17 protein-coding genes are annotated in these 13,469 nt (G+C 67.2%); 12 read left to right on the top strand and 5 right to left on the bottom strand.

Annotated elements, in window-relative coordinates:
• Positions 1-108 precede the first annotated feature (108 nt).
• The 4 genes from arsC to aroQ form a co-directional block, all read right to left on the bottom strand.
• Positions 109-444, bottom strand: coding sequence for an arsenate reductase (glutaredoxin) (gene arsC, locus ASE78_RS14670; protein ID WP_056498072.1), 336 nt, complete (start codon positions 442-444; stop codon positions 109-111).
• A gap of 353 nt (positions 445-797) precedes the next feature.
• Positions 798-2,150 (bottom strand): acetyl-CoA carboxylase biotin carboxylase subunit, encoded by a 1,353-nt coding sequence (gene accC, locus ASE78_RS14665; protein WP_056498071.1) that lies wholly within the window; start codon positions 2,148-2,150, stop codon positions 798-800.
• Between the two features lies 1 nt (position 2,151).
• Positions 2,152-2,664 (bottom strand): acetyl-CoA carboxylase biotin carboxyl carrier protein, encoded by a 513-nt coding sequence (gene accB / locus ASE78_RS14660; RefSeq protein ID WP_055759051.1) that lies wholly within the window; start codon positions 2,662-2,664, stop codon positions 2,152-2,154.
• Positions 2,665-2,702: 38 nt separating this feature from the next.
• The gene (aroQ, locus tag ASE78_RS14655; RefSeq protein WP_200911068.1) at positions 2,703-3,149 is read right to left on the bottom strand and encodes a type II 3-dehydroquinate dehydratase; all 447 of its coding nucleotides are present in this window, start codon (positions 3,147-3,149) and stop codon (positions 2,703-2,705) included.
• 111 nt (positions 3,150-3,260) lie between these two features.
• On the opposite strand from aroQ, the gene thiS reads away from it, so the two are divergent.
• Entirely contained in the window at positions 3,261-4,256 is a 996-nt protein-coding gene (thiS, locus tag ASE78_RS14650; protein WP_082467241.1) for a sulfur carrier protein ThiS, read from the top strand.
• A gap of 89 nt (positions 4,257-4,345) precedes the next feature.
• Positions 4,346-4,528 carry a CsbD family protein gene (locus ASE78_RS14645; RefSeq protein WP_056498070.1) on the top strand — a complete coding sequence of 61 codons (183 nt, stop codon included), beginning with the start codon at positions 4,346-4,348 and terminating at the stop codon, positions 4,526-4,528.
• A gap of 88 nt (positions 4,529-4,616) precedes the next feature.
• On the opposite strand, the gene ASE78_RS14640 is transcribed toward ASE78_RS14645, so the two are convergent.
• Positions 4,617-6,269: a thiamine pyrophosphate-binding protein gene (locus ASE78_RS14640; protein WP_056498069.1), complete on the bottom strand. Its 1,653-nt coding sequence runs from the start codon at positions 6,267-6,269 to the stop codon at positions 4,617-4,619.
• 125 nt (positions 6,270-6,394) lie between these two features.
• Between ASE78_RS14640 and ASE78_RS14635 the strand changes: the two genes are divergently transcribed.
• The 10 genes from ASE78_RS14635 (at position 6,395) to grxD (ending at position 13,139) form a co-directional block, all read left to right on the top strand.
• Positions 6,395-7,096 carry a CoA transferase subunit A gene (locus ASE78_RS14635; protein WP_056498068.1) on the top strand — a complete coding sequence of 234 codons (702 nt, stop codon included), beginning with the start codon at positions 6,395-6,397 and terminating at the stop codon, positions 7,094-7,096.
• A 128-nt stretch (positions 7,097-7,224) separates the two neighbouring features.
• Positions 7,225-8,127 (top strand): HAD family acid phosphatase, encoded by a 903-nt coding sequence (locus tag ASE78_RS14630; protein ID WP_056498067.1) that lies wholly within the window; start codon positions 7,225-7,227, stop codon positions 8,125-8,127.
• Between the two features lie 6 nt (positions 8,128-8,133).
• Complete coding sequence (locus ASE78_RS14625; RefSeq protein ID WP_056498066.1) at positions 8,134-8,769, top strand: CoA transferase subunit B; 636 nt, start codon at positions 8,134-8,136, stop codon at positions 8,767-8,769.
• Between the two features lie 429 nt (positions 8,770-9,198).
• The gene (gene leuC, locus ASE78_RS14620; protein ID WP_056498065.1) at positions 9,199-10,644 is read left to right on the top strand and encodes a 3-isopropylmalate dehydratase large subunit; all 1,446 of its coding nucleotides are present in this window, start codon (positions 9,199-9,201) and stop codon (positions 10,642-10,644) included.
• Positions 10,641-10,763 carry a hypothetical protein gene (locus ASE78_RS19815; protein WP_268795720.1) on the top strand — a complete coding sequence of 41 codons (123 nt, stop codon included), beginning with the start codon at positions 10,641-10,643 and terminating at the stop codon, positions 10,761-10,763. Before leuC ends, ASE78_RS19815 begins: the two co-directional genes overlap by 4 nt.
• Entirely contained in the window at positions 10,763-11,590 is an 828-nt protein-coding gene (locus tag ASE78_RS14615) for an N-acyl homoserine lactonase family protein (protein ID WP_056498183.1), read from the top strand. The genes ASE78_RS19815 and ASE78_RS14615 overlap by 1 nt, the downstream gene beginning before the upstream one ends.
• A complete protein-coding gene (gene leuD, locus ASE78_RS14610) occupies positions 11,590-12,180 on the top strand; it encodes a 3-isopropylmalate dehydratase small subunit (RefSeq protein ID WP_056498064.1) in 591 nt (196 codons plus the stop codon). Before ASE78_RS14615 ends, leuD begins: the two co-directional genes overlap by 1 nt.
• Before the next feature lie 65 nt (positions 12,181-12,245).
• Positions 12,246-12,569: a DUF1476 domain-containing protein gene (locus tag ASE78_RS14605; RefSeq protein ID WP_056498063.1), complete on the top strand. Its 324-nt coding sequence runs from the start codon at positions 12,246-12,248 to the stop codon at positions 12,567-12,569.
• 1 nt (position 12,570) lies between these two features.
• Complete coding sequence (locus tag ASE78_RS14600) at positions 12,571-12,807, top strand: BolA/IbaG family iron-sulfur metabolism protein (RefSeq protein ID WP_056498062.1); 237 nt, start codon at positions 12,571-12,573, stop codon at positions 12,805-12,807.
• An 11-nt stretch (positions 12,808-12,818) separates the two neighbouring features.
• On the top strand, positions 12,819-13,139 hold the full coding sequence (gene grxD / locus ASE78_RS14595) for a Grx4 family monothiol glutaredoxin (RefSeq protein ID WP_055759082.1): 321 nt from the start codon (positions 12,819-12,821) through the stop codon (positions 13,137-13,139).
• Positions 13,140-13,469: the final 330 nt, after the last annotated feature.

The raw sequence follows: 13,469 nt of genomic DNA, 5'->3' as shown, positions 1-13,469 counted from the left end.
CTAACGACGTGTTTCGTTGCTGTTCCTGCCTCCCCCGATCGATGCGCCGGCCCATGCCGCACGCGAAGGCGGCGAGCATGGCAGGGCGCGCCGGTGTAGGACAGCGCTTCAGAGCAGGTCGAGCAGCCGTTCGGGCGGACGGGCGATCACGACGCCCTTGTCGGTCGCGACGATCGGGCGTTCGATCAGGATCGGATGTGCAGCCATCGCGGCGAGGATCGCGGCGTCGTCGGCACCCTTCAATGCCTTTGCGTCGGCTTCGCTGGTGCGCAGCGCGTCGCGTGCGGTAATGCCGGCGCGGGTGAACAGGGCGCCGAGGGTTTCGGCGTCGGGCGGGGTCTTGAGATAGTCGATGACGGTCACGGTCGCGCCGGCTTGCGTGAGCAGCGCGAGCGCGGCGCGCGATTTCGAGCAGCGCGGGTTGTGATAGATCGTCGCGTTCATGGCGTTCTCTAAGTCCGATCGACATTCTGTTCGCCGGTGCCGGCGACTTGCTCCATCATACGTCGTCACTCCCGCGCAGGCGGGAGTCCATATGCGCCAGCGTTGCGGGTCTGGCTGAAACGTCGGCAGTTATGGATCCCGCCTGCGCGGGAATGACGAACATTCATGGTTGCCGCTGAGCGGCGATCGATCCGGGCTTTCCCCAAACGTCGCCCCAGCGAAGGCTGGAGCCTCTCGCGGTTCCTGTCGCGTGCTGTCACCGGGAGATCCCAGCCTTCGCCGGGATGACGTTGGCGGCGATCGGGATATGCGGGTTCCGGCGGGGAGGACCGTGCCCTCCCCGCCGGAGAGGGTCACTCCGGGGTGCGGGCCAGCCATTCCTCCAGCCACTTGATCGTATAGTCGCCCTGGTTGAACTGCGGATCGTCGATCAGCGCCTGATGGAGCGGGATGGTGGTCTTCATCCCCTCGATCACGAACTCCTCCAGCGCGCGGCGCAGGCGCATGATGCAGCGTTCGCGAGTGGTGCCGTAGACGATCAGCTTGGCGATCATGCTGTCGTAATAGGGCGGCACGCGGTAGCCGGCGTACAGGCCGCTGTCGACGCGGACGTGCATGCCGCCGGGCGCGTGGAAATGCTTCACGGTGCCGGGCGACGGCGCGAAGGTCCGTGGGTCCTCTGCATTGATGCGGCATTCGATCGCATGGCCGTGGAAGCGGACCTGTTCCTGGCGACAGGTGAGGCCATGCCCCTCCGCCACGCGGATTTGTTCGCGCACCAGGTCGATGCCGGTAATCATTTCCGTCACCGGATGTTCGACCTGAAGCCGGGTGTTCATTTCGATGAAATAGAACTCGCCGTTTTCCCACAGGAATTCGATCGTGCCCGCGCCGCGATAGGCCATGTCGGCCATCGCCTTGGCACAGACCGCGCCCATGCGGTTGCGCTCGGCCTCCGACAGGACGGGGGAGGGGGCTTCCTCCAGCACCTTCTGGTGGCGGCGTTGCAGCGAACAGTCGCGCTCGCCCAGATGGATCGCATGGCCGTTGCCGTCGCCGAACACCTGAAATTCGATGTGGCGCGGGTTGCCAAGATATTTCTCCATATAGACGGTGGCGTCGCCGAACGCGGCCTTCGCCTCCGACCCGGCCTGCTGCATCAGCGTTTCGAGCGTGTCTTCGCCGTTGCAGACCTTCATGCCGCGACCGCCGCCGCCCGAGGCCGCCTTGATGATGACCGGATAGCCGATCGACGCGGCGATCGCCTTGGCTTCCTCGACATCGGCGATGGGGCCGTCGGAACCGGGGACGAGCGGCAGGCCGAGCTTGCCGGCGGTGCGCTTGGCCTCCACCTTGTCGCCCATCACCCGGATGTGTTCGGGCTTTGGCCCCACGAAGATCAGATTGTGCAGCTCGACGATCTCGGCGAACTTGGCGTTTTCCGACAGGAAGCCATAGCCCGGATGGATCGCGTCCGCGCCGCTGATCTCCGCTGCCGAAATGATGTTGGGGATGTTCAGATAGCTGTCGGTCGCCGACGGCGGGCCGATGCAGATCGCCTCGTCCGCCAGGCGGACGTGCATCGCGTCGGCATCGGCGGTCGAATGGACCGCGACCGTCTTGATCCCCATTTCGTGGCAGGCGCGGTGGATGCGCAGCGCGATTTCGCCGCGGTTGGCGATCAGCAGTTTCTTGATGTCGGGCATGTTATTCGACGACTACCAGCGGCTGGTCGAATTCGACCGGCTGGCCGTTCGATACCAGGACCTGCGTTACGGTGCCCGCCGCCGGGGCGACGATCGGGTTCATGACCTTCATCGCCTCGATGATGACCAGCGTGTCGCCGGCCGACACCTTCTGGCCGACCGCGACGAACGGCTTGGCTTCGGGATTGGCCGCCAGATAGACGGTGCCGACCATCGGCGATGTGACGGGCGGCACCGCGCTGACCGGGGCGACGGCGGCGGCGGCCTCGATCGTGGTGGTGGCGGCCGCCAGTTGCGGCTGGACGGGGGCGGGGGCATAGGCCGGGGCATAGTTTGCCGCCTGTACCGGCGCATGTTTGCGCACCACGCGGACCTTGCGCGCGCCGTCCTCGACCTCGACCTCGGTAAGATCGGTTTCGTCGAGCACCTGCGCCAGCGCGCGGACCAGATCGATGTCGACGCGCATCGCGTGGCTGGTGAACGGCGTTCCTTCGCCCTGATTGTCGTCTGCCATGCCTACCCCTTAACGATTCTCAAAAAACCGCGCCTGTGTCAGATGCGGGCGGCCGCTTCAAGCGCGACCAGATAGGAGAGCGCGCCGAACCCGGCGACGGTGCCGCGTGCCGCGCGCCCGATGAAACTGGTGTGGCGGAAGTCCTCGCGCTTGTGCGGGTTGGACAGGTGGACCTCGATCACCGGGGTCTTCACCGCCTTGATCGCGTCGTGGATCGCGACCGAGGTGTGGGTGAAGCCGCCGGCGTTGAGCAGCACCGCCTTCGCCCCTTCGGCCTGCGCCTCGTGCAGCCAGTCGATCAGATGGCCTTCGTGGTTCGACTGGCGCAGGTCGATGGCGAGGCCCAGTTCGCGCGCCCGGTCCTCCAGCATCCCTGCGATGTCGTCCAGCGTGTCCGACCCGTAGATTTCGGGTTCGCGCAGGCCCAGCAGGTTCAGGTTCGGACCGTTCAGGACATAGACGATGGCGGGCGCGGGGGATGGCACGGACGGCGGCTTTCGGTTGCGGGTGCGCGGGCGCGGTCCCTATATGCAGCGCACCATACCCGGACCGGGGGGCGCAAGTCGAGACTTTGGCGTGCCCCGACAGGAGACGACATGCATAGCGACGGCACCATCACCATCACGGTCAACGGCGAGCACAGGCGGGTGCGCGACGGGATCACGCTGGCCGAACTGGCCGCGCAGATCGGACTGGTGCCCGAAAAGGTCGCGGTCGAGCGCAATCTGGAGGTCGTGCCGCGATCGGCGCTGGCCAGCGTCAAGGTCGAGGATGGCGACGAGCTGGAGATCGTCCACTTCGTCGGCGGCGGCGATCATGGGGCGGCCGATACGTGGAGCGTGGCGGGCCGGACCTTCACCTCGCGGCTGATCGTCGGGACCGGCAAGTACAAGGATTTCGAGCAGAACGCCGCCGCCGTGGCGGCATCGGGCGCGCAGATCGTGACCGTCGCGGTGCGGCGGGTGAACGTCAGCGATCCCAAAGCACCGATGCTGACCGACTATATCGACCCGAAGAAGATCACCTACCTGCCCAACACCGCCGGGTGTTTCGATGCCGACAGCGCGATCCGCACGTTGCGCCTCGCTCGGGAGGCGGGCGGCTGGGACCTCGTCAAGCTGGAGGTGCTGGGCGAGGCGCGCACGCTGTATCCCGACATGGTCGAGACGTTGCGCGCGACCGAGGTGCTGGCGAAGGAGGGCTTCCTGCCGATGGTGTATTGCGTCGACGATCCGATCGCCGCGAAACGGCTGGAGGATGCCGGGGCGGTCGCGATCATGCCGCTGGGCGCGCCGATCGGATCGGGGCTGGGCATCCAGAACCTCGTCACCATCCGCCTGATCGTGGAGGGGGCGAAGGTGCCGGTGCTGGTCGATGCCGGCGTCGGCCAGCCGTCCGACGCGGCGGTGGCGATGGAGCTGGGCTGCGACGGGGTGCTGATGAACACCGCGATCGCCGAGGCGAAGGACCCGGTGCTGATGGCCGCCGCGATGAAGGCGGCGGTCGAGGGCGGACGGATGGGCTATCTGGCGGGACGCATGCAGCGGCGGCGCTACGCCGACCCGTCGAGTCCGCTCGCCGGGCTGATATGAATTAAGTTTAATGGAACCGGTGGTGGCGGTGGCGGTTTGTAACTTCGCAATCCAGCGAGGGAAACTTCGCCAATCTGAAGGAGCCAATCATGGGTGAATTCACCGACAAGCTCGCCGCCGCCGGCAACAAGATCGCCGGCAACGTCAAGGAAGCCGTGGGCAAGGCGACCGACAACGAGCGCCTGGAAGCCGAGGGCGAGGCCCAGCAGGTCAAGGGCACCGGCCAGGACGTCAAGGGCAGCGTCAAGGGCGCGCTCGGCGACAAAATCTGAGCCGTACGGCACCGCGTATCGCCGATGTAGTGGTGAATGGTGTCAAAGAGCCGCTCCGGGAAACCGGGGCGGCTCTTTTCGTTTTGGCCTATCGCGCGCGGATCGCGGCGATGGTGGTGCCGTGGGTGATGACCTCGATGTCGGTTTTCAGGTGGAGCAGGCGGACGCCGCTTCGCGCCAGCGCCCGGTCGAGCGCGGGGGCGAACTCCGCCGTCGTGCCGACGGTTTCGGCCCAGCCGCCATGGGCGCGGGCGAGCGCGGCGAAATCGGGGTTGGCGAGCGCGGTGCCGCTCGGGCGCGCGGGGTATTCGCGTTCCTGGTGCATGCGGATCGTGCCGTAGCCGCCGTTGTCGACGAGGATGACGAGCAGGTCGGCGCCATGCTGGACGGCGGTGGCCAGTTCCTGCCCGTTCATCAGGAAATCGCCGTCGCCCGCCACCGCGACCGCCAGTTTGTCGGGTTCGCGCAGGGCTGCGGCGACGGCGGCGGGGACGCCATAGCCCATCGCGCCGCAGGTCGGGGCGAGCTGCGTGCCCGACCAGCCATAGTGCCAATAGCGATGCCACCAGCCCGAGAAATTGCCCGCGCCGTTGCAGATGATCGTGTCGTGGCCCGACAGCCGCTCGCGCATCGCCGCGACGCATTGGCCGAGGTCGAGCGTGACGTCGCGCGGCGCGGGGGTCGACCATGCGAGCCATTCGGCATGGGCTTCGGCACCCGAGGGATGCGGATTGGCCGGCGGTTCGGCGCGGGCGAGCATGTCGGCGAAGGCGAACGGATCGGCGGCGATAGCGATGTCGGTGCGGTAGACGCGGTCGAGTTCGGCCGGGTCGGGATGGACGTGGATCAGCGTCTGGCCCGGATGGTCGGGGGTGATGAGGGTGTAGCCGTCGGTCGTCGCTTCGCCCAGTCGCGCGCCGACGACGAGCAGCAGGTCGGCGGATTTGATCCGCTGCACGAGTTTGGGCGAGGGGCCGTAGCCGAGGTTGCCGGCCCATGCGGGATGATCGTTGGCGATCGCGTCCTGCCGGCGGAACGCGCCGGCGACGGGCAGGCCCCAGTCTTTGGCGAAGGCGGCGAAGGCGGCGCCGGTCGCCTTGTCCCACCCTGCGCCGCCGACGATCGCGACCGGGCGTTCGGCGCGGCGCAACTGACCCAGCACGTCGGCGAAGTCCGCCGGGTAGAGCGTGGCTTCGAGTTTCGCCAGCGGCGGCCGGTCGGTGGCGACCGCCTGCTCGACCAGCATGTCCTCGGGCAGCGCGATCACCACCGGGCCGGGGCGGCCGGAGGTCGCGGTGCGCCACGCGCGGGCGATATATTCGGGGATGCGCGCCGGATCGTCGATGCGCAGCACCAGCTTGGCCAAGGGAGCGAACATCGTCAGGAAATCGACTTCCTGAAACCCCTCCCGGTCGCGCATCGCGCGGTCGACGTCGCCGATGAACAGCAGCATCGGCACCGAATCCTGCATCGCGACATGCACCCCGATCGAGGCGTTGGTGGCACCAGGGCCGCGCGTGACGAAGGCGACGCCGGGCTTGCCCGTAAGCACCGCATCGGCACAGGCCATGAAGCCGACGCCGCCTTCCTGCCGGCAGGTCACGAGATCGATGGCGGGCGTGTCGTGCAGCGCGTCGAGCACCGCGAGGAAGCTTTCGCCCGGAACGTGGAAGATGCGGTCGCAGCCATGGATGCGCAGCGCGTCGACGAGGATGCGGCCGCCGGGTCGTGGACTTGTCATGACCCCACGCTATCGCCTGCGCCAGAGCAGCGCCAGTATTCGACGAAATCGAAGGCCGGTCCGGCTGCTTGACCCGGTGTGGCCCCCATGCCTAATCCGATCCGAGCGACCAGAGGAGAGAGCGAGTGAAGAAGCTGTACCCCGATGCCACGGCGGCGCTGGACGGATTGCTCCACGACGGCATGACGATCTGCGCGGGCGGCTTCGGCCTGTGCGGCATCCCCGAACGGCTGATCGACGCGATCGAGGCCTCGGGGGTCAAAGGCCTGACGATCGCCAGCAACAACGCCGGGATCGACGGGCAGGGTCTGGGCAAGCTGCTGCGCAGCCGACAGGTCGCCAAGATGATCTCGAGCTATGTCGGCGAGAACAAGGAGTTCGAGCGGCAGTATCTCTCGGGCGAGCTGGAGGTCGAGTTCTGCCCGCAGGGCACGCTGGCCGAGCGGTGTCGCGCAGGGGGGGCAGGGATTCCGGGCTTCTACACCAAGACGGGCGTCGGCACGCTGGTGGCCGAGGGCAAGGAAGTGAAGTCGTTTGACGGGGAGGAGTATATCCTCGAACGCGGCATCCGCGCCGACCTGTCGATCATCAAGGGGTGGAAGGCCGACGAGAGCGGCAATTTGATCTTCCGCAAGACCGCGCGCAATTTCAACCAGCCGATGGCGACCGCCGCCAACCTCTGCGTCGCCGAGGTCGAGGAGGTGGTGCCGGTCGGCAGCCTCGATCCCGACACGATCCACCTGCCGGGCATCTATGTGAAGCGGATGATCGTCGGCAGCCCGTACGACAAGCAGATCGAGTTTCGTACCGTGCGGGAACGGGCGTGATGCGGTTGGACGAGCGTGTTCCGCAACCACGCCTTCACCCCGGACCTGTTCCGGGGGCCGCTGATCCACGGCCACAACGCGCGTTGCTTTCGCAGCACGGTGGACCCCGGAACAAGTCCGAGGTGACGATGGGGCGGGGGGTAATCCGCGCGCTTGCTACAGGCGCTGCGGCGTTTGCGCTGTCGGGGTGTGTCGTCGCGGTCGGCAACCAGTCGGCCCCGGTCGCCCCCGCGACCGTCGCCGGCGTGCCGTCGGGGATGCAGTATCTCTATGGATCGGGCGAGGCGGCGGCGGCCAGTCGCCAGACCTATGCCGCGCTGGTGCGCTATGTGCAGCAATATCAGCGTGACCGGATGACGCTGCGCCGGATGCCGTTGCAGGCGGTGCTGACGCCCGGCGCGACGCTGGCCGAGCCGGGGCAATTGCCCTGCACCGGGCCGGCGGCCGTGGTGTTCGACGTCGACGAAACCGTGCTGCTGAACACCGGTTACGAATATTCCGATGCGCGCGGTGGGCTGTCGTACGATGCGACGCGCTGGGAACGGTGGGAGCGGTCCGACGGACGCGCGACGCAGGCGGTGCCCGGCGCGGTCGAGGCGCTGGCGGCGCTCAGGGCGGCGGGGGCGACCGTGGTGTTCAATTCCAACCGCAATGCCGCGACCGCACGGTTCACCGAAGCGGCGCTCCATCGGGCGGGCCTCGGCCCGGCGAAGCATGGCGAAACGCTGTTCCTGAAAGGCGATACGCCGGGCGGGTCGGCCAAGGATGCGCGGCGGGCGATGATCGCGAAACGCTATTGCGTCGTAGCGCTGGTCGGCGATCAGCTCGGCGATTTCAGCGACCTGTTCAACGCCGGGCTGAAACCGGCCGAGCGGCGCGCGGCGGCCAATGCGCCGGCGATCGCCAGTCTGTGGGGCAATGGCTGGTTCGTGCTGCCCAACCCCGTCTATGGCACCGCGCTGGCGGGCGATTTCGACGATGTGTTCCCCAATGATCTGCGCTGGAGCGATCCCGGCGCGCGCAAGGAGTAAGCCCGCATGGCATGGACCCGCGATGAAATGGCGGCACGCGCCGCGCGCGAGCTGAAGGACGGTTTCTACGTCAACCTCGGCATCGGCATCCCGACGCTGGTGGCGAACCACATCCCCGACGGGGTCGAGGTGACGCTCCAGTCGGAGAACGGAATGCTCGGCATCGGGCCGTTTCCGTGGGCCGGCGAGGAGGACCCCGACCTCATCAACGCCGGCAAGCAGACGATCAGCGAACTGCCGCAGTCGGCCTATTTCAGCAGTGCCGACAGTTTCGCGATGATCCGCGGCGGGCACATCGACCTGACCGTGCTGGGCGCGATGGAAGTGGCCGAGAACGGTGACATCGCGAATTGGATGATTCCGGGCAAGATGGTGAAGGGCATGGGCGGGGCGATGGACCTCGTCGCGGGGGTGAAGAAGATCATCGTGGTGATGGAGCACACCTCTAAGAACGGCGATGCGAAGTTCATCCCCGCATGCACCCTGCCGCTGACCGGCAAGGGCGTGGTCGACATGATCGTCACCGATCTGGCGGTGTTCCAGCGGGCGGACCATGACAGCCCGTTCCGGCTGATCGAATGCGCGCCGGGCGTGACGCGCGAGGATGTTCGGTCGAAGACTACGGCGATGTATGTCGAGTAGGCCATTTCGGTTCACGCGAGGGCGCTGAGATACGAAGGTGGAGGGGTTGTTCGCGCGGAGGCGCGGAGTAGCGGGAAGAAGGTAGTTTTCGCGCGGAGGCGCAGAGGCGCGGAGAGGTTGCGTTCCGGGCGGCTGTGGTTTGTCGGGCGAAGCCTTCATGTTCGTTGCGGCGGGGGTGAAGGGTCGCTGTCGCGACTGCCCTGTGCCGCACACGGTTTTCGCGCCTTCGCGTGAACCAGACTATCGCCTTGCCGTATCGTGCAGCCTGACCCCGACAGCAGCGCCACCTCGACTATGGCGATGGTCATCATCACGCCTGCCATCGCTTCGGGGAGCCGGGGGCGGTTTCGGCTTCCCGAACCGGGTCTTTACGCAAGAAAATGTTGCCTTGCCTTTCGATCGGGCGCGTTTTCGGTTAACGGCAGGGCCATGAGCACCATCCCGCGCACGCTGTACGAGAAAATCTGGGACGATCATGTCGTCGAACGCCGCGACGACGGCACCTGCCTGATCTACATCGACCGGCATCTCGTCCACGAAGTCACCAGCCCGCAGGCGTTCGCCGGGCTGCGCGCCGCCGGGCGGCGGGTGCGTCGGCCCGACCTGACGCTGGCGGTGCCCGACCATAATCTGCCGACAACCGCGCGCAGGGATGCGGCGGGCAACCGGTTGCCGATCGCCGATCCGGCGAGCGCCAGCCAGTTGGCGGCGCTGGAGGCGAACGCGCCCGATTTCGGCATCCGCTATATCGACGCGACGGCGGCCGAGCAGGGTATCGTCCATGTCGTGGGGCCGGAGCAGGGCTTCACCCTGCCGGGCACGACGCTGGTCTGCGGCGACAGCCATACCAGCGCGCACGGGGCGCTGGGTGCGCTGGCGTTCGGCATCGGCACCAGCGAGGTCGAGCATGTGCTGGCCACGCAGACGCTGTTGCTGCAACCCTCCAAGACGATGGAGATCCGCGTTGACGGGACGCTGGGCTATGGCGTGTCGGCCAAGGACGTGGTGCTGGCGATCATCGGCAAGACGGGTGCGGCGGGCGGCACCGGCTATGTCGTCGAATATACCGGTGAGGTGATCCGCGCGCTGTCGGTCGAGGGACGGCTGACGGTCAGCAACATGTCGATCGAGGGGGGGGCGCGCGCCGGGCTGATCGCGCCCGACGAGACGACCTTCGCCTATCTGAAAGGCCGGCCGATGGCGCCCAAGGGCGCGGACTGGGATCGGGCGGTCGAATACTGGCGGACGCTGCCGACCGATGCGGGCGCGGTGTACGACAAGGTCGTGCGCCTCCACGCCAGCGACATCGCGCCGTCGCTGACCTGGGGGACCAGCCCCGAGGACGTGGTGCCGATCACCGGCGTCGTGCCGTCGCCTGACAGCTTCGCCGATCCGAGCAAGCGCGTCGCGGCGCAGAAGTCGCTCGATTACATGGGGCTGACGCCGGGCACGCGGATGCAGGATGTGCCGGTCAGCTATATCTTCATCGGTAGCTGCACCAACAGCCGGATCGAGGATCTGCGCGCGGCGGCCAGCGTGGTGAAGGGGCGGCGGGTCGCAGGCGGCGTGAAGCAGGCGCTGGTCGTGCCCGGATCGGGGCTGGTCAAGCGGCAGGCCGAGGCCGAGGGGCTCGACCGCATCTTTACCGAGGCGGGGTTCGAGTGGCGCGAGCCGGGCTGTTCGATGTGCCTGGCGATGAATCCCGACAAGGTGCCGCCGGGCGAACGCTGCGCTTCCACCAGCAACCGCAATTTCGTAGGGCGGCAGGGACCGGGTGCCCGCACCCACCTGCTCAGCCCCGCCATGGCGGCGGCGGCGGCGGTGACGGGGCGGCTGGCCGATGTGCGCGAACTGGTGACGGAGCAGATGGCATGAAGCGGGTGTTGATGGCGTTGATCGCGGGCGCGGTGCTGAGCGGCATGGCGGCGGCCTATGCGTCGAGCGTGCGCCCGACGGGCAAGCCGATCACGCCGCGCGAGGATGCGCGTTCGTGATCGCACGGATCGCGGCGGTCGCCGCGTTGCTGCTGACGATGGGGCAGGCACCCGCTCCCAAGGCGGCCGACGTCGAGCTGTGGCGGCTGGATTGCGGCGGCGTGCAGGTCAACGACCTCAACGCCTTTTCCGACACGCTGGCCTATACCGGCCGGACCAAGCGGCTGGTCGCGAGCTGTTATCTGATCCGGCATGGCGGCGACTATATGCTGTGGGACACCGGGCTGCCCGAGGCGGTGCTGGGCAAGGCGCCGAACACCACCGACGCGATGTCGCCGGTGCTGACCACCACGATCAAGCGGCAACTGGCGCAGATCGGCGTCGCGCCCGAGAAGATCGGCCGCGTCGGCATCAGCCATTATCATTTCGACCATAGCGGTCAGGCGGCGGGCTTTCCCGGCGCGACGCTGCTGATCGGGCAGGGCGATGTCGACGCGCTGAAGGCCGGCACGCCGGGCACGAGCGCCGAACCGCTCAAACCGTGGTTCGGTGGCGGATCGAAGATCGAGGGTGTCGAGGGAGACAAGGACGTGTTCGGCGACGGCAGCGTCACGATGCTGACCATGCCCGGCCACACGGCGGGGCATCACGCGCTGCTGGTGCGGTTGAAGGGCAAAGGGCCGGTGCTGATTTCGGGCGATACCGCGCATTTCCGCGAGAATTACGGCAGCAATGGCATTCCGCCGTTCAACGTCGATCGCGCGCAGTCGCTCGCCTCGCTCGACCGGTTCAAGCGGCTGGCGGGCAATCTGAAGGCGACGGTGATCCTTCAGCACGAGGCGGGGGACGTGGCGAAGCTGCCCGCCTTCCCGGCATCGGCCCGCTGATGGAACCGGTGGTTCATGTCGAGGGGCGCGCCTATCCGTGGGGCGCCAAGAATATCGACACCGACATCATCATCCCGGCGCACTGGCTGAAAACCACGACGCGCGAGGGATTGGGCAAGGGCGCGTTCGAGAGCGTGCGCGCCGAGCCGGGCAATCTGTTCGACGATCCGCGCTATGCCGGCGCGCCGGTGCTGATCGCGGGTGAGAATTTCGGCTGCGGCTCCAGCCGCGAACATGCCGCATGGGCGCTGGGCGACATGGGCGTCAAGGCGGTGATCGCGCCGAGTTTCTCGGACATTTTTTCGGGCAACGCGATCAAGAACGGCATCGTCACGGTCGTGCTGCCGCAGGACGCGGTCGACCGGCTGGTCGAGGTGGCGCGCGAGCATACGATCGCGGTCGATCTGGAGACGATGACGGTGACGACGCCGTTTCAGGATCGCTTTACGTTCGAACTCGACCCGTTCCGGCGCAAGTGCCTGATCGAAGGGCTCGACGAGATCGGCATGACGCTGGCGCGGGATACGGCGATCGGCGGCTATGAGGCGCAGGTCGCGACGGCGCGGCCGTGGCTGAACGGTGGTGGCTGACGCTACGGCGTTGCACGGGGGCGTCGGCGGACCTATCTGGTGCGTAACGACCACAGGGGACCGCCATGACCATGTTCGACGACCGGGAACGCGCTTTCGAGGCGAAATTCGCTCGCGACGGTGAGATGGCGTTCCGCGTGACGGCGCGGCGCAACCGGTTGCTGGGGCATTGGGCGGCTGGCCGCATGGGGCTGACCCCGGAAGAAACCGATTCCTATGCGACCGCCGTCGTGCAGGCCGATTTCGAGGAAGTCGGCGACGAGGACGTGGTGCGCAAGCTGGTGTCGGACCTGACCGCCGCCGGTGTGACCTTCGAGGAAGCCGAGATTCGGCAGGCGATGGCCGATGCCGCGGTCGAGGCACGTCGCCAGTTGCTGGAGAGCATGTGACATGCCGATGGCAGCCGAGGACATTCAGGCGCTGATCGTCGCCGCCATTCCCGATGCGGTGGTCGAGATCACCGATCTGGCCGGTGACGGCGACCATTATGCCGCGCGCGTCACCTCCGAACAATTCCGTGGGCTGAGCCGCGTCGCGCAGCAGCGCGCGGTCTATGCCGCTTTGGGCGGGCGCATGGGCGGCGTGCTCCATGCGCTGCAACTGACCACCGCCGTTCCGGCGGCCTGAGGACCAAGACCATGACCGACGACACGAACGCCCGCATCGATGCGGTGGTGAAGAACAACGACGTGGTGCTGTTCATGAAGGGCAGCCCGCTGTTTCCGCAATGCGGTTTCTCCAGCCGGGCGGTGGCGATCCTGAACCACCTGAACGCCGAGTTCGAGAGCGTCGACGTGTTGCAGGATCAGGGCATCCGTCAGGGCATCAAGGCCTATTCGGACTGGCCGACGATCCCGCAGCTCTATGTCGGCGGCGAATTCGTCGGCGGATCGGACATCATGATGGAGATGTACGAGAGCGGTGAGCTTGCCGAACTGCTGGGCGACAAGGCGGCCTGAGGCTCGGACGCAAGGAATAATCCTCCCCGTCATTCCCGCCTTCGCGGGAATGACGAAAGAGAAGGATATGATATGGCCCGGCGGCACGGTGGTGCGGTCGGGCTTTTTGCTGTGCGGTGGGGAGGCCCCGGGTTGGGCGGATCGGCGACTGGAGAGAACCGATCCGCCCGTCGAGGCGCGAACGCATCGGGGTACGCGATAGGATGCAGTCGGCGTGCCAGTTGCCGGGGATGGCGGAATTTGGCGGGTTCGGATCGTTAACGCGGTTCGACGGGATGGCGCGATCGTAAGATTTTCCGACAGTCGGGAGGCGATGCTCCCCTCCCTGAC

This window comes from Sphingomonas sp. Leaf25 (genome assembly GCF_001421635.1).
Classification (GTDB): domain Bacteria; phylum Pseudomonadota; class Alphaproteobacteria; order Sphingomonadales; family Sphingomonadaceae; genus Sphingomonas.
Note: the sequence above shows the minus strand (reverse complement) of the source record. Positions and strands in the feature narration are given on the sequence as shown.